Genomic DNA, 21,800 nt, shown 5'->3' with positions numbered 1-21,800 from the left:
AGGCACTTTCAACGTGATCACCCTCGTCGCCACCCTCGCCTGGGGCGCTGCTGCAGCCGGCGAGCCGCGGCGCGACTCCTACGTGGAGCAGGCGCGCGACATCGCGGTGCAGCAGCCAGGCCCGCACGAAGGCCAGGGCACCACGACGGCCTATCCGTTCTTCGCCGACGCCGCCGACTTCGACCTGGTGTTCCGCCAGCGTGCCCTGCACCCGGGCGCGACCATCGGCGAGCACCGAAACGACAAGGACGAGATCTACTACGTGCTTTCCGGCCGCGGCGAACTGCTGCTCGACGGCAAGCGTCGCGGGGTCGGCCCGGGCGACGCCATCCTTACCCGCGATGGCAGCACGCATGCGCTGTTCCAGCGCGGCAAGGAAGACCTGGTGATCATCGTGGCGTATCGAAAGCAAGCGAAGGCCCTGTAGCGGTACCGAGCCGTTCCGCGCGCATGCGCCGCAGTCGACGTGCAGTCATCGTCAATCCATCCACCTCGCCCGACGCCGTCCGTGTGAAGGTCACCGTCCATGCGCCGCTGACGAAGCGATCACCGCCGACGGCTTCAAGCATGAGATCAGCCTGGCGAGGCCAGCGCAGGGTCAGCTTGCCGTCCGCCATGAGTACCGTATAGGTCATGTCGACCTCGTCGATGCGGTACTGCCCCGCGAAGGAGGCCAGCGCCGACGCAGATGGCATCGGCTCGTTGACGCGGGCAAATACCCGCGGCGTGGGCCAGGCGTCCCAGATCCGCAGTTCGCGTTCTCCCGGCGCATCCTCGGCGGCGGTGTCGAATCGCCATTGTGCCGCCTCGCCCAAGCGAAACAGCCCACTCCCGAGTGATTCAAGCGGAGACGACGCGCCAAGGGGGCGCAGCACACCGTCCTTCACCTCCACCCGCACCACTTCGTCCGTCAACGAACTCCAGTAGACCCCAGCCAGCGTCGACAACGCTGCATCCGGCTCCTTCACCGAGGGTGCCATGGGCGTCATGCGATTACCCAGATACACGGCAGCGACCTTCTGTGTGAGCTCCTGGGGGGCAATCGTGGCGCCATTGCACAGCGTCACGATTGCCAGCCGCTGATCGGGGAAGGCAAGAGCGTCCGCGCGATAGCCAGCGTGCACGCCGTCGTGGCCTACCGTGCGCAGGCCGCGATAGCTGCGGACGAACACTCCACCACCGTAGCCGCTCACCGCTCCGTTGTCCGATGTGGCCGATGTCTGCATCGATTCCACCAGCGATCGTCCGCCAACACGTGCGTGGACGAAGTTGTCCTGCCACTTCAGCAGGTCGCCCACCGTGGTGAACAGACCGGTCGGGCCGTAGTAGTCGGACGCCGGGATGCTGATGCGCCATCCGCCGTCCTTGTGCGCCTGATACGCCGCGGTGCGACGCCGCACGATCTCGGTGTGGTCGTCCTGAAAGTGCGTGTCGGTCATGCCCAATGGCTGGAAGATCCGCTCATCGGCGAAGGCCCACAGCGGCTTGCCGGATACACGCTTCACAATCACTGCCAGCAACGTATAGCCCAGGTTGTTGTAAAGCGTCTCGGTCCCCGGCGCGAAGTTCAGCCCGCGCTGCTTCGCCGCGATCGCCAGCATGTCGGCCTCGGTCATCATGTCGTCGCTGCGCCAGCCGGCCAGGTACAGCAGCTGCCCCTGCTCGCGCAGGCCACTGCTGTGATGGATCAGGTGCGAAATGGTGATCGTCTTGCCAAAGTCCGGCATCTCCGGCACGTACTTGCGGATGTCATCGTCCAGCGACAACTTTCCGTCTTGCGCCAGCAACGCGACCGAGAAGGCGGTGAACTGCTTGGAGATGGAGCCGACGTGGAAGATCGATTCCGGGGTGATGGCCACGTCGTACTCGAGATTCGACATGCCGTAACCGTGCGTGTAATCCAGCACGCCGTCGCGGGATATGCCCACCGCGCAGCCTGGCGTGGTGGTGCCGCTCCATGGCGCGAAGATCGCGTCCACTTGCTTGTGGCGATCAGCGGGTGAAGCGCTTGCTGACTGGGCTCGCACGGCAGATGGCTGCGCGGCCAAAGCGGCGGTGATGATCGTAATCAAGAAAGCGGATGGACTTACACGCACGAGTGACCCCTGGTTGTTTGCACACGACAGCGTGGGACCGCGCAACCTGGCGCCGCCCCCACACGAACTGATTTAGGCGAGAATTTCGGCACGCAATCACGTGTCACCGCTGATCCATTCCGACGTCCGCAGGGCGAATGCGCGCGCCGGGTTGTGGACGAAGAGCATCTGCATCTGGCTTTCGTCGAATCCCCCCTTCCGCAAGGCCGGGATCAACGCGGTGAAGATCGGATGGAAGGGCTTGAACTCGCCGCCTCGTGGCTGCCCGGCGTTGTACCAGCCAGCGTCCTGCGACACGAGCACGCGCTCCAGGAGACCTTCGTCGCGCATGCGTCCGATCATGGCGACGTACCCGTTCTCCTGACCGGGCCGGAACCCGTCGAACGACACCCAGGCACCACGCCCGGCCGCCTGGACGTGAAGGTCACCCCGCACTTCGTTCTGGGCGTGAACCCAGATCCATGCAGACGGATCGACGCCGGCGCCTTCCAGCAGGTCCAGTTGCGCGAACGCACACCGGGCATTGCGACCGGGCTCGACTTGCGCCCAGGGACCGGTGTGGGATGCGATAACGAGGCCCGTCTCAAGATGCGTACGTGCGCCGGCAAGCAGCACCTTGCGCTCGGTAGCACTGAGCGGATCGCCCTCGATCCCGAGCTTGATCAGGCCTGGGCGGATTCGCGTGTCGCCAATTCCGTGCCGCCATTCGCCGATCCAGCGCGCGGCGAGCTCCTCGTCGGTTTCGTCCAATACGTAAGGTGGGACGAAGCGGCCACCCGCGGCGACATATGCCCCTGTCACCGTAAGCATCTGCAACCCGCTCGCCTCTGACAGGCGCTTGATCAGGGCGGGGTTGCGCCCGAGCGTCGTTGCAGTGCAGTCGATCACCGAGCGGCAACCCAGACGCCGGATCTCCTGGAGATGGGGCAGTATCACCTCGACCACATCACCGCCCAGCGGGATGGGTGTTGAGATCTGCTCGGCATAGGGTCGCAGGTCGGCGAAAAGATGCTCATGGCTGAGCGTCATGCCGAGCGCGGAGGCGTCGATGGGGCCCGCGACCGTCATCACCTGCCGGTCCTTGGCTCTGATTCCACCGACCTGCGCGCAGCCAGGCAAGCCGATGGCCAACGGCAATGCTGCCAGCGCGCCGATGAGTTCCCTTCGGTGCATCGCCGAGCCCCCCCTTCGGGTTGAGGAGCGGCGATCCTATCGTCGCCCGCCGGGGCCCGTCTCGGTCCGCGAGTAGACTTTGCGCTCAGCCGAGTCCCAATCGTGCCAAGTTGAGTTCACGCAAGCGGACATCGGCATCGGCATCGGCATCGGCATCGGCATCGGCATCGGCTCAACGATCGCCTTCGGCCAAAAGCGGTCAGCGGTGTTGACGCCACATTCACGGGGCAGGTCATTACCGTCACCGCACCTGTAGCGGGAACCTGCTCTCAATGAATACGCCCAAGTTGGTGATGCTTGCGGTTCTGACCTTGGTCAGCGCGAGCGCTTGCAACCGTCAGTCCAGTTCGCCAGCGGAGAGCACCGACAAACAGAAGGCCGCCGCATCGGCTACACCCACGACTTCCAATGCTGTCCGCCCGACGGACGAACCTCTGGGTGGCCAACCACCCGCGGACACAAAAGCATCTACGTCCGACCTCGAGTATCAGGTCAAGTACCAGCGCGCCTTCGAAGCAGTGCTATGGGGCATGCCGGCCGTGGCGATCTACCGCTTCCGCGGGGCCGCCTTTAGCGACTTGGGAATGAAGGACAACGACATCATCACCTACTCCCACACCGCTTCGCCCAAGCTCGAAGCACTGACCGCCAACAGCAGCACGCCCTATATCTCAGCCTTCACAGACCTGCAGAAGGGGCCGGTGGTGCTGGAGGTTCCTGAGGCAGGCACGCCGGGAACGCTGTACGGCCAGGTGGTAGACGCATGGCAGTTCACCATTGCCGACGTCGGGCCTTCCGGCATGGACAAGGGCAAGGCGACCAAATACCTCTTCACGCCGCCCGGCTACAAGGACAAGATTCCTGCGGGCTACCTGCACGTACCGTCGCCGAACTACCGAATCGCCTTTGCCTTCCGGTCGATCGTGGGTCCGGGCATGACGCAGACCGACGCGTTCAACTATGCGCAGAAGCTGCGGATGTATTACCTCTCCGAAGCGGCCAATCCGCCCAAACAGCGTTTCGTGGACCCGTCCGACAAGCGTTACGCCACACTGCCGTTCTACGACGAGCGTTACTTCAAGGACGTGTACGACATCTTCAGCGTCGAGCCCGTGCGCGAGCAGGACAAGTTGATGATGGGCATGCTCTCGTCGTTGGGCATCGAGCGCGGCAAGCCATTCGCGCCGGACGATACCGCCAAGCGGGCGATGCGCCAAGGCGCCATCGATGCCTGGCATTACCTGCAGGGCAAATTCGATGCGTTCCCCAAGGAGCTGCTGTACTGGCCTGATCGCCACTACGGCACCCTTCTGAACGCCGACAAGAACCGTACCTTCACGTTCGAGTACGACGACCGGATCGCGCTTGATCAACGCGCGGCGCAGTACTTCTGGTGCACGTACGTGCCCAAAGAGTTGAGCGAGTCGCCCGCGACGCAATACATGACCGCGATGGCCGACAAGGACGGGCAACCTTTGCAGGCTGGCAGTCTCTACAAGGTCAATGTTCCGGCGGACATGCCGGTCAAGCAGTTCTGGGCGCTGACCGTTTACGACCGTGCCACGTTCTCTTTCATCTATGCCGATCCGGAGCGGACCACGCTGTCGTCATACGACTTGGACAAGATTAAGAAGAACGCCGATGGCAGCGTGACCCTGTACGTCGGCCCGAAGGCGCCGGATGGCTTGGATGCGAACTGGATTCCAACCGCCGGCAAACGCCCCATGCCTACGTTCCGCTTCTACGGCCCAACGGACGCGCTCAATAAGAAGACCTTCGTAATGCCCGATTTCGAGAAGGTCATGTAGCGGCCCGGGCATACGAATGGCTGCTTTGGGTTGCGGTTTCAACCGGTCGATGCAACAGCTTGTTGAAATCGTTCGGCCGGTGTTTCGTAGCCTAGCGTCTTCCGGGGCCGTCCGTTCAACTCTCTGGCCACGGCGTCAAGCTTGGCCTGCGTGATCGTGGACAGATCGAGACCCTTGGGGAAGTACTGCCGAAGCAATCCGTTGGTGTTCTCGTTTGAACCGCGCTGCCATGGATGCTGCGGATCGCAGAAGTAGACCTGGATGTCGGTCGCCATGGTGAATCGGCGATGATCAGCCATCTCCTTACCGCGGTCCCAGGTCAACGATCGATACAGTTCCTTCGGCAGGCGCCGTGCGTTGTTGATCAGCGCGTCGATGACCGTTTCGGTGTCCTTGCCGCCGACCTTCACCAGCATGACGTAGCGCGTATGCCGCTCCACCAGCGTGGCAATCTGACTGTTGCTGCTGCCAAACAACAGGTCGCCCTCCCAATGGCCCGGCACGGCCCGGTCTTCGACCGCTGCAGGGCGCTCGCGGATCGATACGGTGTCGCTGATGCGGCCGTGGTTGTCGGCCTTCTGTGTGTGGTGGCGTGAGCGGCGCATTGCTCGCGTGCGCCTCAGGTAGCCCAGAAGCTCCTGTTTTAAGGCGCCTCGGGCTTGGATGAAGAGCGTGCGGTAGATCGTCTCGTGTGACACCTGACCGCTCGCGTCGTCTGGATGGATGCGCTTGAGCCATCCGGCGATCTGCTGCGGAGACCAGCGCTGTTGAAGCTTAGCTGCGACCTGCCGCGCCAAGGCTCGATGCCGGGCCAGCTTACAAGTCTTTGGACGACGCGCCCGGTCCCAGGCGGCCTGGTCGGCCCGGTTCGCCCGGTAGCCATCAGAACCCTCGTTGCGTCGCAGTTCGCGGCTCACTGTGGACGGCGCCCGCCCCAGCGCGGCCGCGATCGAACGGATCGATTGCCCGCTCACCACGCCCCGCGAAATCTCTTCCCGCTCGGCCAAGCTCAGCGTCCGCTCAGAACGGCGGCGCTGAGGTGGCCGGATCCCACCGGACGCGGCCAGGATCCCGCGAACCGAGCTGTGGCGACGATCAAACAGCCGGGCGATTTGGTGCAGCGAATCGCCCTGTTGCCAGCGGTCCCACATCAGGGCCTTCTGGCCTTCCGTGTAACAGATCCTTGCCCGGTACTTCATCTGCAACACTCCTGCTGCCGAGGCAGCCTTCAGTGTGTTGCATCGACCGGTTGAAACCGCAGTCGAAAGCGGACATGACCAGCGGGCGGCGGCGCCGTCCCGCCCAGACGTCCGCTAACGCCAGAAGCGAACATCCCGGCGTAAGCGCTTGCGCGGCATATTTTGAAACCCATGCACTTTCAGCAGCGAACTCCCTCCTGCGTCACTTCGGACGCGAATCAAGCAGTTCGCTCACGCTCCTGGCAAACACGGGCGGCGACACATCCAGCACGGCATCGTTCACCGGTTGACCGGCGAGGAAGCCGGCGATGCTGTCGGCGATGGCCGCCTGGCCAAGCCACAGCTCGTTGCCGTGGCTGGCACCGCGCACCAGCAGCGACCTGTTGTCGCTGAAACCGGGTCGCAATGCCTCGGCGTTCGCCGGCGGCGTGCGGCCATCCAGCGTGCCACTGACGAACAGCACCGGCACGTCGCTGCGCAACGGCCCGCGGAATGATTCGCCCAGGTCGACGAGGCCGAGTCCGTCGCCGATCATGGGGAACGGGAAGTTCAATGCATCGCCGAACATGCTCTGGCGCGCCTGCGCCTCGGCCAGGGACCGGCGTTGCGGGCTCTGTCCCGATGCCACGTCCATCGCCAGCGACATGGCCGTGAACTGGCCGAACTCCGCACGCAACAGCAGCACGATGTCGGCCAGCGGGTCGTAGTTGCCGCGATCGGCTTCGCGCAGTACCAGCGGCAGCCACTGCTGGGTCGGGCGCTGGCCGAGCGAAACTGCTATTGCAAGCTGCGCGTCGAACTCGCCGATCGTCACCTGCCTGCCGTCGTGCATGCCGCTTCGACCCTGGCGAGGCTGCTGGCGCAGTGCCTCCAGTACGCGACGGGCCGACCCAGTCAGGTCATCGAAACCGGCATCGGCGGCGACGGCGGCGAGTTGCCCCAGCAGGGCATCGGCGGCCAACGGCAGCTTCAACGTGTCATCGGGACCCTCGGTGCCCATCAGCACCACGCGATCCAGGCCCGCACCATGCAAGCGAACGGTGGCCAGGGCCAGGTGCGTGCCGTAACTCATGCCCCACAGGCTGAGCTTCGGCACACCCAGCGCGCGCCTGAGATCGTCGAGGTCGGCGGCACTCTCGGCAGTGGTGTAGGCGGACAGATCGACGCCCGCCTCCCGCCAGTAGGCGACGCAGCGCGCGGCCGTGGCCTGCAACGCGGCCAGCGCGGTGTCGCGCTGCATGGGCTGGGCGTCTTCGAAACGGTGCTCGTGCGGGCATGGCGGCGGCGGTTCCGACAGCCCCGCACCACGCTGGTCGAGCAGCAGCACGTCGGTCTCACGTCGGACCCGGTCGAACACCGGCCAGCGCGGCCCGCGCGCCGTGCCGATGCCGGAGCCACCGGGGCCGCCGGCCAGGTAGACCACCGGCGCAGTGTGGCCATTGCCACCCGTCGCCGGCAGGCGCACGACCCGCAGGCGCATGCGCTTTCCGTCCGGATCACCATGCCGGCGCGGCACTTCGAGGTACGCGGCCTCGGCCGCGATCGTGCCGTGCGCCTGGGTTTCGAACGCGTACGGCGAGAACACGAGCGGTGCGGGCGCATCGGCCGCCATCACGGGCGCCGCGCTGGCGAGCGCCACGCACATCGCCGCCAACCGCATCGTCGGGGCCGCTGCATGCAGGCCGGGACGGCGAACACGGGAAAGGAACATCGATACGCAGGACATGACGGACTCCAGGTGGGAGGAAGTGCACGTCGCCAGCATCTGCTCCGTCGTGGTGGTCCGGGCGCACCCGTCCGCCGAACATCTCCAGGTGGGGGCCCAATGTCTCCGCGCGACCGATACGATGGCTGCATGCAGATTCCGCGCCCGTTGATCGCACTCACCGTATTGCTCGCTGCAGTTGCCGCATGGTTGGCCCTTGCGGCGCCGCCGCCGGGGACGTCGTACGTGGAAGCCGCGGAGATGGCGCCTGCCTCGATGACGGTGTCCGGGGCTCTGCCAACGCACCCACCACGCGATCTGGACTGGCGCCCGCTGGATCAGCGCGAGCTCGCTGGTTGGCGCGATCCTTATTGGCTGCGCTGGCGCTTGCCTGCATCGTCGGCGCAGCACTCCACCGACCGCGCGATTCGGCTTTCGCTGCGCGCCGCCAGCCAGCCCTACTGGAACAGCCAGCCATTGGCAGTCAATGGCACGGTGGGCCGCAGCGCGGAAGAAGAGCAACCGGGCCTGATCGACATCGTCCGCGTGCTGCCGCCTTCGTCTGCCACCGGCAACGATGAGCTGGTCGTGCTCGCGTCCAGTCATCACCAGTGGATTCGCCCGGGCAGCGCGGATGCCTTCATTGCGATGGGGCCGGTCGAGTCGATCTACGGCCATCGGATCGGACCCTGGCTGATCGCGGCGCTCGCGACCGGCGCACTCGGTGCGGCATGCCTGTACTTCCTGGTAGTGCGACGCGGCCGGCCACGCGTGCCAGGTGCCCGCCTGCTGCTCGCGCTGGGTGCGGTCGGCCTTGCGTTGCCGGCCGTCGAGGCCTGGCGCCCGCTGCTGGGCTATGCGTATCCCTGGCACGGACCACGCCTGCTCGCATTGCAACTGCTGCACATGGCAGCGGCGGTGCTGCTGCCGGCCTACATCGCGCGTCGCTTCGGTGTCGCGGTGTCCACGGGCACGCGCATCGCATGGCTGGCAACGCTGGTGGCGGTGATCGTGTTCCTGCCGGGTTTCGATGATCGCGGCGCTGCGCTGTTGCTGCTCAGTCTGCTGACCTCGGCATGGCTGCTGCTGCGCGCCCGTGGTGAGGCGGAGGAGCGCTGGCCGATCCTGACCCTGGTGCTGGCCGGCGCACTGGCGGTGCCACTGTCCGGCGGCGCCTTTCTCGATGGTCCGTACTTCCTGTTCCTGGCGGTGCTGATGGGCTTCCTGCTGCTGTGCCACGCGGCGCAGCTGCGCGCCCTGGACCGCCATAACGGGCAACTGCGCGACGAGCGCGCCCGTCTTTCGCTGCAGTTGCTGCAGCGGGGCATCCAGCCGCATTGGCTCATGAACACACTGACCTGCCTGCAGGAGCTGATCGAGCAGGCGCCGATGCGCGCCAGCCGCCTGGTCGAGTCGCTGGCCGATCAGTTCGATCGCCTGCGCGAGAGCAGCTCCCGCCAGAGCGTTCCGCTGGAGGACGAACTGGCCCTGTGCCGCAACCACCTGGACATCGTCGGCCAGGCCCTGGATCGCCAGATCGGTTTCGAGGTCGACGCCGAGCAGACCGGACTGTGGCTGCCACCCGGCGTCCTCCACGCCCAGGTCGAGAACGCGCTGACCCATGCCGGCGCCGTCGCCTGCGCACAACATCCGTTCCGCCTGCGCGTGCGTCGCCAGCACGACCGCTGGATCCTGGAACTGCGCGGCGCACGCGGGTCCGCTCCGCATCGCGGCCACGGCACCGGCACGCGCTACATCGAGGCCAGCCTGGCCGCCGCCTGTCCCGGCGGCTGGCGCTTCGTCCAGGGCGCCGACGGCGCGGACTGGTGCGGCACGATGGAGCTGACATGCGCATCCTGATCGTCGAGGACGAGCTGCTGGTTCGCCAGCGCCTGTTACGCCTGTGCACCGAGTTGGCGGGCGCGCGTGCACGCTTCGACGCCGTCGCCGACCTGGAATCGGCCGGCGACCGGCTCCAGCGCAACGTCTACGACGGACTGCTGCTGGACCTGAACCTCGGGGGCGAGGACGGATTCGAACTGCTGCGCAGCGCGGTGGCCGGACGCTACCACTGCGTCGTGGTCTCGGCCCATCGCGAGCGTGCGCTGCAGGCCTTCGAGCATGGCGTACTGGATTTCGTCCCCAAGCCCTTCCCGCGCGAGCGCCTCGGCCTTGCACTCGAGCGACTGCTGGATGTCGGCCGTTATCGCTCCGGCGGCGCCCGCTACCTCGGCATATGGCGCGCACAGGGCACGGCCCTGGTCGAGTTGGCGGACGTGCTGTGGATCCGCGCCGACGGCGACTACAGCCAGTTGCGCTTGCTCAACGGCCGCAGCGAACTGCACGACAAACCCCTGGCCAGCCTGACCGCGGTGTTGCCGCCCGATTTCGTCCGCTGCCACCGTTCGTACCTGGTCAATCTGCGCCACGTCCGCACCCTGCATGCGGGTTCGGGCAGCCGCTACTGGCTGGTGCTGAACGACGGTGCGGAGCTGCCCGTCGGTCGGGCCCACGTCGCGGCGCTGCGGGGCGAGCTCGCCCTGGCCACGTAGCGGGACGCCCGGGCGGCAGGCAGCCGTGGTGACGACGGGATTCCGCCGCCCGCACGCCATCGGGAACCGATCCCGCCGGGGCTGGTCACCCGGGCGTCGAATCCAGACTGGGAGAAATGCCAGCTTTCGTCATGGCGATGTGATCGCCCCCGGCGCAGACTGAATGCTTCAGAAAGCGGCCTGCCAACCCTCGCTTGCCTTACCGCGGCAGGCGTATGCTGATGTCGCCGCCACTTGGGAGCCGGCCATGAAACGTTCACTCATTTTCGTCGTCGCGATGGGCATCGCGATGCTGTCCGGCTGCGCCACCACGCCTGCCGTGTTTACCGACTACGACCCGGGCGTGAGCTTCGGTCAGTACCGGACCTACCGCTGGGCGCAGAAGCCGGAAGGCTATTCGCCGCTCGAGCAGCAGCGTCTGGTCGCGGCGGTCGACGCCAAGCTGCGCGAGCGCGGCTGGACGCAATCGACCGAGGCGCAGATCGACATCGTCGCCAACGTCGCCACCGAGACGCGCTACAGCCTCGACAGTTTCTACAGCGGCCCGATGTGGGGCGGCTGGGGCTGGGGTGGCGGTTGGGGTTGCTGCGGCGGTTGGGGCTGGGGCGCCAGCTATGGCTCCACCACGACCCGCGCCTACACCTACGGCACGCTGGTGCTGGATATGTTCGATGCGCAGAGCAAGCGCGCGATCTGGCGCGGCATTGCCCAGGGCACGGTGCCGTCCAATCCGCAGCGCCAGACCACCAACATGCTCGCCAGCGTCGACAAGATGTTCGCGACGTTCCCGCCAGGCACGCCGGTCGCCCAGGCGCAGTAAGCGGCAGCAGGCACGATCAGGGCACAGCAGTGCGGCGCCGGGGAGAGAACCGGCGCCGCACTTTTCTCACCCGCCTGCTTGCGGCGTGAACAGCAGGTCGTGGTAGTCCCAGCTGAAGTCCGCCAGCGGCGACACCGCCTTCATCTTGATCCGGTCGACCTTGCCGTCGGCATCGATGCCGAAGCTCACATAGGCCGGCTCCGCAGTGCGGTCATCCCAGCGAACCTGGAAGGTGTCGTACTGCCAGTGCTCCAGGGTGCCGACCATGTTCGGCGTCTGCCTGAAGTTCAGGCGCAGGCGACCGTTCTCCGCGCCGCTCTTGCCAACGGTGATCTCGATCGGCCCGTACCACGGGTCGGCGAACTTGCCGGCGTAGCCGTCCAGCGGCAGTGACGGGCGCGAAGGCTTCTTCTCCGCCTTGCTCTTGGCCAGGAACTCCAGCGCGCCATCGACGCGGGCCTTCTTGTAGGCCGCGAAGTCGCCGACCCAGTCTCGCTTCGGTGCGCCCAGGTAGTGGTCGAGCAACTCAAAGGTCAGGCCGCGCAGGACCACGCCGTCCTCGGAGTTGATCTGCAGCGAGAAGGCGACCTGCTTTTCGGGGATCAGCACCACCATCGTCTGCACGCCAAATACGGCGCCACCGTGTTCGATGATCTTGGCGCCGCGGTAATCGCGCACGTCCCAGCCCAGCGCGTAGGCCGAGAACTGCGGCGTGGCCTCGGCAATGGGCGCCGGATAGGCGTTGATCGGCATCAGCACCTGCGGCGTCCACATCTCGCGCGAGGCGTCCTCACTGAAGAGGCGGCCCTTGCCGTCCGGCAACGCGCCGTGGGCGAGCTGGATCGACAGCCACCGGCCGAAGTCGTTCGCGCTCGACGACACGCCGCCGGCCGGCGAGGCATTGGCGCCCAGGCTCTGGCGCTCGTCCAGCACTTCCTGCTTGCCGACGCCGCGGAAGCCGCCGTCCATGCGCGCATGCGGCTGGACGCGGTTGGCGGTGGCCCAGCGGTCGACATCGCGCGTGGTCGAGGTGCGCATGCCGGCCGGCTTGAGCACGCGCTCGCGCACGAACGTCTCCCAGTCCTGGCCGCTGACTTCCTCGATCAGCTGGCCGGCGACGGCGTACAGCAGGTTGTCGTAGGCATAGCCGCTGCGGAAGCTGGTCGCCGGCTTGATGTAGCGCAGGCGACGCACGGTTTCGGCGCGGCTGAGCGAGGAGCGCGGCACGAACATCAGGTCGCCCGCGCCCAGGCCCAGGCCGCTGCGGTGCACGAGCAGGTCGCGGATGGTCATCTCGCGCGTGACCCAGGCGTCGTACATCTGGAAGCCGGGGATGTGGTCGATGACCTTGTCATCCCAGCCGATCTTGCCCTCGTCGACCAGCACGGCCAGCGCCGCGGTAGTAATCGCCTTGCCGGTGGATCCGGTCGGGAAGATCGTGTCCGCGTCGACCGGCTCGGGCGAGCCAAGCTTGCGCACGCCGTAGCCCCTGGCGTGCACCACCTTGCCCTGCTCGACGATGGTGACGGCCATGCCCGGCACGCCCTGTTCGCGGATCACCGCGTTGACATGCTCGTCCAGGTCGGCCGGTGGCGCCGCCCATGCGGCAAAGCTGAAGGCAACGCCGGCAATGGCCGGCATCAGCTGCAGCATGGTGGGTTTGTGCATCCGTCGCTTCCCAGACGTTTTCATGTTCATCCCAGACATTGGTTGACCATTGCTTCAAATTCGGCGCCGCCACGGATCGGGTCGGCGACGGCGCAACCGAGGCGATCGCTTTCGGCCGCCAGCAGGCGACGCGCGGCGTCTACGTCGAGGTGCGCGGTGTTGAGGCTGACGCCGCCGCAACGGATGTGCGGATTGGTACGACGGCCCAGCTGCAGGTTCAGCGCGATGGTGTCTTCGATGCTCGGCAATGCGTAGTGCGCGTGGCCAAGCACGCGATCGCGGCCGGGCTGGTGGCAGACCACGACCACGTCGGGCTGGCTGCCATGCAGCAACGCCAGCGACACGCCGGCGTAGGCCGGATGGAACAGCGAGCCCTGGCCTTCGATCACGTCCCAGTGCGAAGCGGCTGCATCGGGCGAGAGCATCTCGGCCGCGCCGGCGGCAAAATCGGCGATCACCGCATCCATGGGAATGCCACCGCCGGCGATCAGGATCCCGGTCTGGCCGGTGGCGCGGAAGTCGGCATCGAGCCCGCGCGAGGTGAAGGCGCGTGCCAGTGCCAGTGCCGTGTACTTCTTGCCCAGCGCACAATCGGTACCGACCGTCAGCAACCGGTTGCCGCTGCGCTTGTGCCCGGTGGCAATGGGCAGCTTGTCCGGTGGACGGCGCACGTCGATCAACCGGCGGCCATGACGCGTGGCGGCGCGCTGCAGTGCAGGCAGCTCCGCCAGGCGCATGTGCATGCCGCTGATGATGTCGAGCCCGGATTCGACAGCGGTGACCAGCGCCGCCACCCAGTGTTCGGGAATGACGCCACCGGCGTTGGCCACTCCTATCACCAGCGCGCGCGCACCGGCCGCGTGCGCCTGCGCCGGCGACATCGCCGGCAGGCCCGTGCTGACACGGGCGCCGGGTAGCAGGTACTCGCCCACGCACCGCTCCGGCGCCCAGTCACGCAGACCGAAGGCGGTCTTGGCGTAACCGGGCTCGACCGTGTCCCCCAGGAACAGCAGGTACGGCGCGGGCAATGCGGGCGAGACGGGTTCGTGCAACGAGCGGGCTGCGTGCATCTTCGGTCAGAACCTGTAGTCGACCTCGATGCCGAAGGTCCGCGGCTGGATGGGCGCGGCGACGAGCTTCTCGGTGACGTCGGTCAGCTCGCTGGTGACGTCGTTGATGGACTGGTAAGCGCGTTCGTCGCTGACATTCTTCACATACGCGCGGAACGTCCAGTTCTCGTTGCTGACGTAGGCATTGAGGTCGACTGCCGTGTAGCTGTCCAGCTCCAGCGGCAGGGTGACGTCGCTCATCAGCAGCGTCGGCGGCGTGGTGCTGGGATCGAGGATGTCCTGGCGGTTGGTGGTGCCGTTGCGACGCGCGCCGACGTAGCGCAGGGCGCCGCCGAAGTGCGCGGTCCAGCCATTGGAAAGCGGCAGGTAGTAGTCGGCCGTGGCGTTCCAGGACCACTCGGGCACGTACGGCAGTGCGTCGCCCTTGGCACCGCTCGTGATCTCCACCAGGTACGGCGGCGACTCCACCGAGATCACCGGGAAGCTCTCGTCGAGTTTGGAGTCGGTGTAGGAGCCGTTGAGGCCGAGGTCGAAGTTGCTGCTGGCATGGAACACCGCCGCCAGTTCGATACCGGTGCTGCTGGCCTTGCCGGCGTTGACCAGGCCGGAGATGCCGTTCACCACCGATGCGACCTGGATGTCTTCCCACGCGATATGGAAGCCGGTCAGGTCGAACTGCAGGCGATTGTCGAGCCACAGCGACTTCAGGCCGAGCTCGTAGTTGGTCAGCGTGGAGGCATCGACCTGCGACGGCAGGCCCTCGACCAGCACGTTCGGACCACCCGGCTGGTAGCCGGTGGCGACGCGCGCGTAGAGCATCGCCTCATCGCTGAGCTGCAGCTGCGGGCTCAGGCTCCAGGTGAAGACGTCTTCGGACGAACTGTTGGGCGTGCTGCCCAGCGGCACGAGGATGCCTTCAGTGACGTCCTGCGAGAAATCCTGCTCGTTGCGCGACCAGCGCACGCCGGCGCCGATCTTGAATGCATCGGTGAAGTTGTAGGCGCCGTTGGCGAAGAACGCGGTTTCTTCATACGTGCTGGGGATCTGCAGGACCGCCAGCGTGCCTGCGATGGCGTCGAACGGCGCCGGCAGCGGCGATCCGTCAAGCTGGTTAAGCTTCGCCGTCTGCTTCTGGAAAGCGTCTTCCTTGGTGTAGAACACGCCGGCCATCCACTCGAACGGACCGCTCTCCTTCGAGACCAGTCGGAACTCCTGGGTGAACTTGTCCAGGTCCAGGCCGATGTCGAAGTACGAGCTGCCCGGTTCCGGCAGGCCAAGCAGCATGTCGGCGACGCCGCCATACAGCACGGTGGTGTCCTGGCGCTGGTTGCTGCGCGACTCGGAATAGCCGGTGGCCGAAACGAAGTCGGCCCAGCCCAGGTTCCAGTTCACCGTGGCCGAGTAGTAATCGACGTCCTTGAAGAACGGTTCATCGACAATGACGTTGTTGGTGAGATCGCCGAACAGCGGCTGCTGGCTCTCCGGGTCCAGCGCGACCACGCCGTTGTTGTCGCTGTCGACGGTCTGGCGCATCGCCGTCAGGTCGAGCGTGGCGGCCTCGCCCTGCCAGCGCAGCGCGACCCGCGCGCTGGTCTGCTTGCCGGAGTTGATGTCTTCCTCGCCATTGACGACGTTGTCGATGTAGCCGGGAAGTTCGTTCTGCGCGTAGCTCACGCGCAGTCCGAGGCGATCGTCGACCAGTGGCAGGTTCGCACCGAACCGGGCGTTCCAGCCCAGGTCACCGGAGTCCTCGACGCTCGACAGTCCGCCACCGACACGGAATTCCGTGTTGGCCAGGTCCGGCGCCACCGACACGTACTTGACCAGGCCACCCATGGCGCTTGCGCCGTACAGCGTGCCCTGCGGTCCGCGCAGCACCTCGATCCGGCCGATGTCGTACGGCAGCAGGTCGAGCGCAAAGAAGTTGGCGGCCTGGTAGATGCCACTGGAACCCAGCGGGGTTTCGTCCAGATAGGTGCCGACGGTTGCGCTGGAGGAGAGCGGCGACACGCCGCGCAGCGAGACCTGGGTCTTGCCCGGCGAGCCGTTGGTGCTGATGTACAGGCCCGGCACGGTGGACTGGAAGTCGCTGAGCTGGGTGGCGTGCGAGTTCTCGATGCTCTCCTCGGTGATCACGCTGATCGAGGACGGCACTTCGCGGATGTTCTCCGAGCGCTTGTTGGCCGTGACCACGACCTTGTCGAGCTCGGTCGCGCTGCGGCCGCCGGCGGCGGCGGCGTCCTGGGCGAAGGCCGATCCGGTCACGGCCATGGCCAGCGTGCCGGTGATGACCATCGCCAGCGGGCTGCGGCGCAGCGTTCGCATCGACGTGCGCTTCGAGTTTGCCTGTTTGCTGCTTGCGTCAACGTCGTGCATGTCTTCGTTCCCCTGGTGAACTGGAAGCTGGTGGACTGGTTGTGCGGACTAAGGAGTTGCCGGGCCCACGGCCGCGGCGGGCAGCTGCGCGACCGCTTCCACCCGGCGGGTGGGACGGTCGAGCAGCCACAGCAGGACGCCGGCGGCAATGCCGACCGCGCCCATGAGTACGAAGAAGGAGGTAGGCCCGAGCACGCTCCAGTAGGTGCCCAGCAAGCCTGCAAGCAGGCTGCCGCCGAAGGTCGCGGAGAACCACGCGGCGATGGTGGTGGCGCCATGCCCGGCCGGCGCCAGTCGCGCGAACAGGCCCAGGCCGATCGGCAGGATGAACAGCTCGCCCGAGGTCAGCACCAGGAAGAACAGCGCCAGCCAGATCCAGCTGGCCTGCCCCGCCGACGTGCTCGCGCTGACGGCGGCGAGCAGCAGGTAGGCGCAGGCCACGCCCACCGCGCCCATCGCCATCTTGCGCGCCGGTGCGGGCTCGCGACCGTGTCGCGCCTGCCGCGTCCAGTGCGCCACGAACAACGGCGTGAGCACGATCACGAGCAGCGGATTGAGCGACTGGAACCACGTCATCGGGATCGTGAAGCCACCGAGGACGCGGTTGATGCCGGTGTCGGCCCACAGCGCGATCGTGTTGCCGACCTGCTCGTAGGCACCGCGGAACAGCATCACCGTCAGCGCGATCGCGACCAGCACGCGCACGCGCTGCCACAGTTCATGGCGCTGCAGCGCAACGGTCGGCTGCGCTGGCGTGTCGATGCGACGCGGGTGCAGCCCTTCTTCGGGCAGGTGGCGCGCGCCGAGCACATAGATCAGCAGGCCGGCGACCATGCCGATGCCGGCCGCGCCGAAACCGTAGTGCCAGCCGTAGAGTTCGCCCAGCGTGCCGCACACCAGCGGCGCCAGCAGGCCACCGACATTGATCCCGACGTAGTACACGTTGTAGGCCGAGCCACGGCGCGGGTCGTCCTTGGCGTACAGACCGTCGATCTGGCTGGGCAGGCTCGGCAGGAACAAACCGTTGCCGAGTGCGATCGCGGCCAGCGCGAAGTAGAACAGGCTCTCGGAGGCCATCAGGAAATGGCCGAACGCCATGATCGAGGCGCCGATGATCACGGCCCGGCGACGGCCGAGCCAGCGATCGGAGACGACACCGCCGATGATCGGCGTGAAGTAGACGGTCGCGGTATAGATGCCATATACCAGCGACGCCTGCTGCTGGCCCAGCAGCAGCTGCTTGGTCATGTAATAGACCAGCAGCGAGCGCATGCCGTAGTAGGAGAAGATCTCCCACATCTGCGTGAGGAACAGCACCGTGAGGCCTCGCGGCTGGCCGAACAGGTCCCGGCTGCTGCGCACGCTGGCCTCCATCGTCAGCAACCGCCCCAGACGTCGCCGGGGCAGTCGACCTGGCCGTTGGCGTAGATCACCCCCGGGCTGCGGTCCTGCGCCAGGAACAGCGCACCGTCGAGGTCGACGATGTCGCAGTGCTGGCCGAGCACGAAACCGGCGCCCATCGCCCAGCTGGTGCCGATCATGTTGCCGACCATCACCTGCAGGCCCAGCGCGCGTGCACGTTCGGCCATCAGCAGGCCTTCGGTCAGGCCACCGCATTTGTCGAGCTTGATGTTGACCACGTCGAAGCGGCCCAGCAGCGGTTCGATCTCGTCCAGGCCCTGCACGCTTTCATCGGCGGCGATGGCCACGGAGCAATCCAGGCCATCGAGGCAGGCCTCGTTGCCGCGCGCGCACGGCTGCTCGAGCAGCGAGACGCCTTCGTCGACGAGCACCGGCACCAGACGTTGCAGCGTGTCGGCGACATAGCCCTGGTTGGCATCGACGCCGAGCCAGACGTCCGGACGTGCGGCACGCACGGCACGGACGCGTTCGATGTCGATGTCGACTTCGCCGGTCAACTTCATCTTGATGGCGCGGGCATGCGAGTAGGCGACCGCACCGGCGCCCATCACCTGCGGCTCGTCCGCACCCAGCGTGTAGGTGGTGAGCAACGGTCGCGCGGATTCCAGCCCGGCCAGCTTCCACACCGGCACGCTGGCGCGGCTGGATTCCAGCTCCCACAGCGCGCAATCGAGCGCGTTGCGGGCGCCGCCGGGCGGCAGCAGCGCGCGCAGCTCGTCGCGGCCGAGCCCGGCCTCGATCACCTCGCGGTGCGATTCCAGCGTCGCCAGCATGTCGGCGGGCTCATCGCGCAGGTAATAGACCCCCGCCCCTTCGCCACGGCCCTGGTGAGGGCCATGGCGCAGGGTCACCACCGTCACCGGCGAATCGCGGAACACGTGGCCGGAGATGCGGAACGGCTTGGCCAGGCGCAGCAGTTCATTGCGGACGTCGACACTGACGGCAGTAGTCACTGGATGATTCCTGCCGTCGTCAGTAGTTGGCGCTGTAGCCGAGGATGTTCTGGGAGATGCCGAACCACAGCAGTCCCAGCATCGACAGTGCCAGCACGACGCTCCACAGCTTGGCTGGCCAGCGGCGGTCGCTGCGTAGCACGTGCCACGCATTGGCCAGTCCGACCAGCGCGCCCAGCGGCAGCACCACCAGGTTCAGCAGGCGCAGCGTGTGCACCCACTTGTCGTTGCTCGGCGAGAGCATGTCCAGGCTGCTCAGCATTCCGATCGCCAGGCCCACTGCGGCGCCCAGCGCGACCAGCACGGCCAGCGAGGTGATGCGGATGCGCTTGTGCCAGGTGGCGTCGGCACCGTTGAGCTGGTACGGCACCTTGTAATGGCGGCGCACCAGGGCCGAGATCGGCCAGGCCAGCACGGTCAGCAGCAGCGCGCCCAGGCCAATGGCCAGGATCGGCAGGAACACGCCGCCCGAGCGGTGCCAGGGCGTGCGGTCGAAGACCATGAAAGGTGAGATCGGATCGGTGCTGAAGCGCACGACCTTGCCGTCGACCAGCTTGGCGGCGATACGGTCCGGACCGTCGACGTCGCGCCAGACATACGGTGCGACTTCGCGCCACTTGCGCGGTGCGCCGTTGGCGCCGAGCAGGTCGGGCACGGTGATGGTGCCGTCCTCGTTGGCCACGACGGTCGTCTGACCGAGCAGGTAGGCCATCGCGACGAAGCCATCCTCGGAGCGGCGGCTGTTGTCGTAACGACCGGCGATCTGCGCGGCGTGCTGCTTGGCAGTGGCTTCGTCGACCTTGCCTTCGGCATTCGGGCCGGGCAGGTAACGCTCGGCGAACTCCTGGAACAGTTCGGTGCGGACCACGTGCGCCGCGCCTTCCTTGCCGCCGGAGTTGACCGAGATGTACAGGCCGACGCCGTCATCCGGGAACAGGTGCAGGTCGCTGTGGAACCACTGCGTGTCGCCGGCGTGCGCGACCGAACGGTGGCCGTTGATGTTGGCCTCGTAGAAACCCAGCGCCATGCGGTTGAGCGGCGGCAGGATCGTCAGCGTGGTGTCGTGCATCTGCCGCGCGGTCGCTTCCGACAGGATGCGGGTGTCGCCGTAGGCACCGTTGTTGAGGTGGGCGATCATGAACTTCGCCATGTCCGCACCGGTGGCAGCCAGGCTGCCGGCCGGCGCCGGGTTGACGATCTCGTACGACTTGGCCTTGCCCTCCGACGCGCGCGAGTAGCCACTGGCCATCAGCGGCTGCAGGTTCTTCGGCAGCGGCTGGCGGAAGCTCGAATGCTGCATGTCCAGCGGCTTGAAGATGTGCTGGTCGATGTAGTCGTCGAACGGCATGCCCGACACGCGCTGGACCACGTAGCCAGCCAGCGCGGTGGCGTAGTTGGAGTAAGACGGGGTGGTGCCCGGGTCATAGATGCGCGTGGGCACCCAGTGCTTGAGGTAGGCCTCGAGCGGAATCAGGCCCTTCTCGTCGTTGGCGATCAGCGCGCGCGCGGTTTCTTCCATGCCCGTGGTGTGGGTCATGGCCTGGCGCAGCGTGACCGGCTTGCCGTCGCGGGCGGGGACCTGGAAGTCCAGGTACTTGTTGATGTCCTGGTCGAGGTCGAGCTTGCCGCTCTCCACCAGCCGCATCACCGCGGTCCAGGTCAGCAGCTTGGACACAGAGCCGGGGCGGAACAGGGTCTTGTCCGGATCGACCGGCTTGCGCGAGGCGACATCGGCATAGCCGTAGCCCTTCTGCAGCAGCACCTGGCCGTCCTTCACCACCACCACCACCGAGCCGGCGATGTCGCCGCGCTTGAGCGCGTAGGGCATGAAGCCGTCGAGCCAGGCTTCGACGTCGGCGCGGTTGAGCGCGGCCACGCCGGGAACCGGCACGTCGGTCGCCACGGCCGGCGCTTGCGGCAGGGCCGCCGCCGGCGCACCCGGTACCGGCACCGCCGGCTTGATGTCCTGTCCTTCCTGGGCCCAAGCCGGCTGCACCAAGCCCAGAGTTGCCGGCAGGGCCAGGATCATTCCGATCAGGCACGAGACTGCAGTCAGACGCATCGACACGTACTCCCCAAGTTCATGCCCGTAGGGCGGATCCACTTGGCGCAGCCGGAGAACCGGGCGCACTCAGGCCGACTATCGACCCGTTTGGGCAAGAATGATCCTAATCAGAGAATTGTCAACCCGTTCTGGCCAATTTCGGCAAAACGCAGGATCATGGCCACAGTCCCCCGGTCCGCCCGCCAGGCGGCCCCCCGGACCCGCCGGCAGGAGCCTCCACGCAATGACTTCGCAACACCCCACCATTGGCAGCCTGCTGCGCTCGCTGCGCGCCCGTAACGGCTGGACGCTCAAGGAAATGAGCCTGAAGTGCGGCATCCCGCTGTCGACGCTGTCGAAGATCGAGCACGACCGGCTGACGCTGACCTACGACAAGCTGCTGCAGCTGAGCCAGCGCCTGAACATCCGCATGTCCGAGCTGTTCGCCGAGACCGACGAGGCCTCCGAGCCGGCGGTGACCGCGCGCCGCAGTATTGGTCGCCTCGACGACTCCATCCGCGTCAACACGCCCAACTACGACTACTACTACCTTTGCCCGGAACTGCGCCGCAAACGCATGATTCCGGTGGTCACGCGCGTGCGCGCCAAGAGCATCAGCGAGTTCGGCGACCTGGTCCGGCATTCGGGCGAGGAGTACATCTACGTGCTCGAAGGGCGCGCCGAAGTGCACACCGAGTTCTACGACCCGATCGTGCTGGAGGCCGGTGAATCGGTGTACATCGACTCCAACATGGGCCATGCCTATGTCGCCGCGGAAGGTTGCGAGGAAGTGGTCCTGCTCGGCGTGTGCTCCAGCAGCGACGAGCAGCTGATGCAGTCGCTGATGACCTTGCACGGCGACGAAACCGCAGCGCGGTGATGTGGGCGGTGGCCGAGACCACCGCCCGGCCGCG

Annotated in this window: 15 protein-coding genes and 1 pseudogene; 6 read left to right on the top strand and 10 right to left on the bottom strand. The window is 66.6% G+C overall.

What is annotated here, in order from left to right; all coding sequences use genetic code 11:
* Positions 1-94 precede the first annotated feature (94 nt).
* Positions 95-427 (top strand): annotated as a pseudogene (locus tag MNR01_RS12680) (cupin domain-containing protein); the annotation flags it as partial.
* On the opposite strand, the gene MNR01_RS12675 reads toward MNR01_RS12680, so the two are convergent.
* Positions 390-2,072 (bottom strand): serine hydrolase, encoded by a 1,683-nt coding sequence (locus MNR01_RS12675; RefSeq protein ID WP_241918141.1) that lies wholly within the window; start codon positions 2,070-2,072, stop codon positions 390-392. The pseudogene MNR01_RS12680 and the gene MNR01_RS12675 overlap by 38 nt on opposite strands.
* 120 nt (positions 2,073-2,192) lie before the next feature.
* Positions 2,193-3,227 carry a hypothetical protein gene (locus MNR01_RS12670; RefSeq protein ID WP_241918140.1) on the bottom strand — a complete coding sequence of 345 codons (1,035 nt, stop codon included), beginning with the start codon at positions 3,225-3,227 and terminating at the stop codon, positions 2,193-2,195.
* A 314-nt stretch (positions 3,228-3,541) separates the two neighbouring features.
* Here MNR01_RS12670 and MNR01_RS12665 point away from each other — a divergent pair, with 314 nt between their 5' ends.
* On the top strand, positions 3,542-5,077 hold the full coding sequence (locus tag MNR01_RS12665; RefSeq protein ID WP_241918139.1) for a DUF1214 domain-containing protein: 1,536 nt from the start codon (positions 3,542-3,544) through the stop codon (positions 5,075-5,077).
* 38 nt (positions 5,078-5,115) lie between these two features.
* Here the strand turns inward: MNR01_RS12665 and MNR01_RS12660 are convergent, their stop codons facing one another.
* Together MNR01_RS12660 and MNR01_RS12655 are read right to left on the bottom strand one after the other, a co-directional pair.
* A complete protein-coding gene (locus MNR01_RS12660; protein WP_241918113.1) occupies positions 5,116-6,276 on the bottom strand; it encodes an IS30 family transposase in 1,161 nt (386 codons plus the stop codon).
* A gap of 202 nt (positions 6,277-6,478) precedes the next feature.
* Positions 6,479-8,002: an alpha/beta hydrolase gene (locus MNR01_RS12655; protein ID WP_241918138.1), complete on the bottom strand. Its 1,524-nt coding sequence runs from the start codon at positions 8,000-8,002 to the stop codon at positions 6,479-6,481.
* A 129-nt stretch (positions 8,003-8,131) separates the two neighbouring features.
* Between MNR01_RS12655 and MNR01_RS12650 the strand changes: the two genes are divergently transcribed.
* The 3 genes from MNR01_RS12650 to MNR01_RS12640 all read left to right on the top strand — a co-directional run bounded on the left by MNR01_RS12650 (position 8,132) and on the right by MNR01_RS12640 (position 11,353).
* On the top strand, positions 8,132-9,841 hold the full coding sequence (locus tag MNR01_RS12650; RefSeq protein WP_241918137.1) for a sensor histidine kinase: 1,710 nt from the start codon (positions 8,132-8,134) through the stop codon (positions 9,839-9,841).
* Positions 9,829-10,533 (top strand): LytTR family DNA-binding domain-containing protein, encoded by a 705-nt coding sequence (locus tag MNR01_RS12645; RefSeq protein WP_241918136.1) that lies wholly within the window; start codon positions 9,829-9,831, stop codon positions 10,531-10,533. Before MNR01_RS12650 ends, MNR01_RS12645 begins: the two co-directional genes overlap by 13 nt.
* 247 nt (positions 10,534-10,780) lie before the next feature.
* A complete protein-coding gene (locus MNR01_RS12640; protein ID WP_241918135.1) occupies positions 10,781-11,353 on the top strand; it encodes a DUF4136 domain-containing protein in 573 nt (190 codons plus the stop codon).
* 66 nt (positions 11,354-11,419) lie between these two features.
* On the opposite strand, the gene MNR01_RS12635 is transcribed toward MNR01_RS12640, so the two are convergent.
* The 6 genes from MNR01_RS12635 to MNR01_RS12610 all read right to left on the bottom strand — a co-directional run bounded on the left by MNR01_RS12635 (position 11,420) and on the right by MNR01_RS12610 (position 20,904).
* Positions 11,420-13,021, bottom strand: a complete 1,602-nt coding sequence (locus MNR01_RS12635; RefSeq protein WP_241918134.1) for a serine hydrolase — start codon at positions 13,019-13,021, stop codon at positions 11,420-11,422.
* Between the two features lie 26 nt (positions 13,022-13,047).
* Positions 13,048-14,091 carry a DUF1611 domain-containing protein gene (locus MNR01_RS12630; RefSeq protein WP_241918133.1) on the bottom strand — a complete coding sequence of 348 codons (1,044 nt, stop codon included), beginning with the start codon at positions 14,089-14,091 and terminating at the stop codon, positions 13,048-13,050.
* 6 nt (positions 14,092-14,097) lie between these two features.
* Positions 14,098-16,416, bottom strand: a complete 2,319-nt coding sequence (locus tag MNR01_RS12625) for a TonB-dependent receptor (protein ID WP_241918132.1) — start codon at positions 16,414-16,416, stop codon at positions 14,098-14,100.
* Positions 16,417-16,515: 99 nt separating this feature from the next.
* Entirely contained in the window at positions 16,516-17,829 is a 1,314-nt protein-coding gene (locus MNR01_RS12620) for a peptide MFS transporter (RefSeq protein ID WP_241918131.1), read from the bottom strand.
* 14 nt (positions 17,830-17,843) lie between these two features.
* Positions 17,844-18,842, bottom strand: coding sequence for a dipeptide epimerase (locus MNR01_RS12615; RefSeq protein WP_241918130.1), 999 nt, complete (start codon positions 18,840-18,842; stop codon positions 17,844-17,846).
* A 19-nt stretch (positions 18,843-18,861) separates the two neighbouring features.
* Positions 18,862-20,904: a serine hydrolase domain-containing protein gene (locus MNR01_RS12610; protein WP_241918129.1), complete on the bottom strand. Its 2,043-nt coding sequence runs from the start codon at positions 20,902-20,904 to the stop codon at positions 18,862-18,864.
* A gap of 226 nt (positions 20,905-21,130) precedes the next feature.
* Between MNR01_RS12610 and MNR01_RS12605 the strand changes: the two genes are divergently transcribed.
* On the top strand, positions 21,131-21,766 hold the full coding sequence (locus tag MNR01_RS12605) for an XRE family transcriptional regulator (protein WP_241918128.1): 636 nt from the start codon (positions 21,131-21,133) through the stop codon (positions 21,764-21,766).
* Positions 21,767-21,800: the final 34 nt, after the last annotated feature.

Origin of the sequence: Lysobacter sp. S4-A87, from assembly GCF_022637455.1 — a bacterium.
Classification (GTDB): Bacteria; Pseudomonadota; Gammaproteobacteria; order Xanthomonadales; family Xanthomonadaceae; genus Lysobacter_J.
The sequence above is the reverse complement of the archived record's forward strand: the minus strand, read 5'-3'. Positions and strand labels throughout refer to the sequence as shown.

Coding starts and splice junctions, on each gene's coding strand:
- MNR01_RS12665 (WP_241918139.1), top strand. CDS start 3,542: ATGAATACGCCCAAGTTGGTGATGCTTGCGGTTCTGACCTTGGTCAGC.
- MNR01_RS12630 (WP_241918133.1), bottom strand. CDS start 14,091: ATGCACGCAGCCCGCTCGTTGCACGAACCCGTCTCGCCCGCATTGCCC.
- MNR01_RS12650 (WP_241918137.1), top strand. CDS start 8,132: ATGCAGATTCCGCGCCCGTTGATCGCACTCACCGTATTGCTCGCTGCA.
- MNR01_RS12610 (WP_241918129.1), bottom strand. CDS start 20,904: ATGCGTCTGACTGCAGTCTCGTGCCTGATCGGAATGATCCTGGCCCTG.
- MNR01_RS12625 (WP_241918132.1), bottom strand. CDS start 16,416: ATGCGAACGCTGCGCCGCAGCCCGCTGGCGATGGTCATCACCGGCACG.
- MNR01_RS12645 (WP_241918136.1), top strand. CDS start 9,829: ATGCGCATCCTGATCGTCGAGGACGAGCTGCTGGTTCGCCAGCGCCTG.
- MNR01_RS12640 (WP_241918135.1), top strand. CDS start 10,781: ATGAAACGTTCACTCATTTTCGTCGTCGCGATGGGCATCGCGATGCTG.
- MNR01_RS12605 (WP_241918128.1), top strand. CDS start 21,131: ATGACTTCGCAACACCCCACCATTGGCAGCCTGCTGCGCTCGCTGCGC.
- MNR01_RS12660 (WP_241918113.1), bottom strand. CDS start 6,276: ATGAAGTACCGGGCAAGGATCTGTTACACGGAAGGCCAGAAGGCCCTG.
- MNR01_RS12655 (WP_241918138.1), bottom strand. CDS start 8,002: ATGTCCTGCGTATCGATGTTCCTTTCCCGTGTTCGCCGTCCCGGCCTG.
- MNR01_RS12635 (WP_241918134.1), bottom strand. CDS start 13,021: ATGCACAAACCCACCATGCTGCAGCTGATGCCGGCCATTGCCGGCGTT.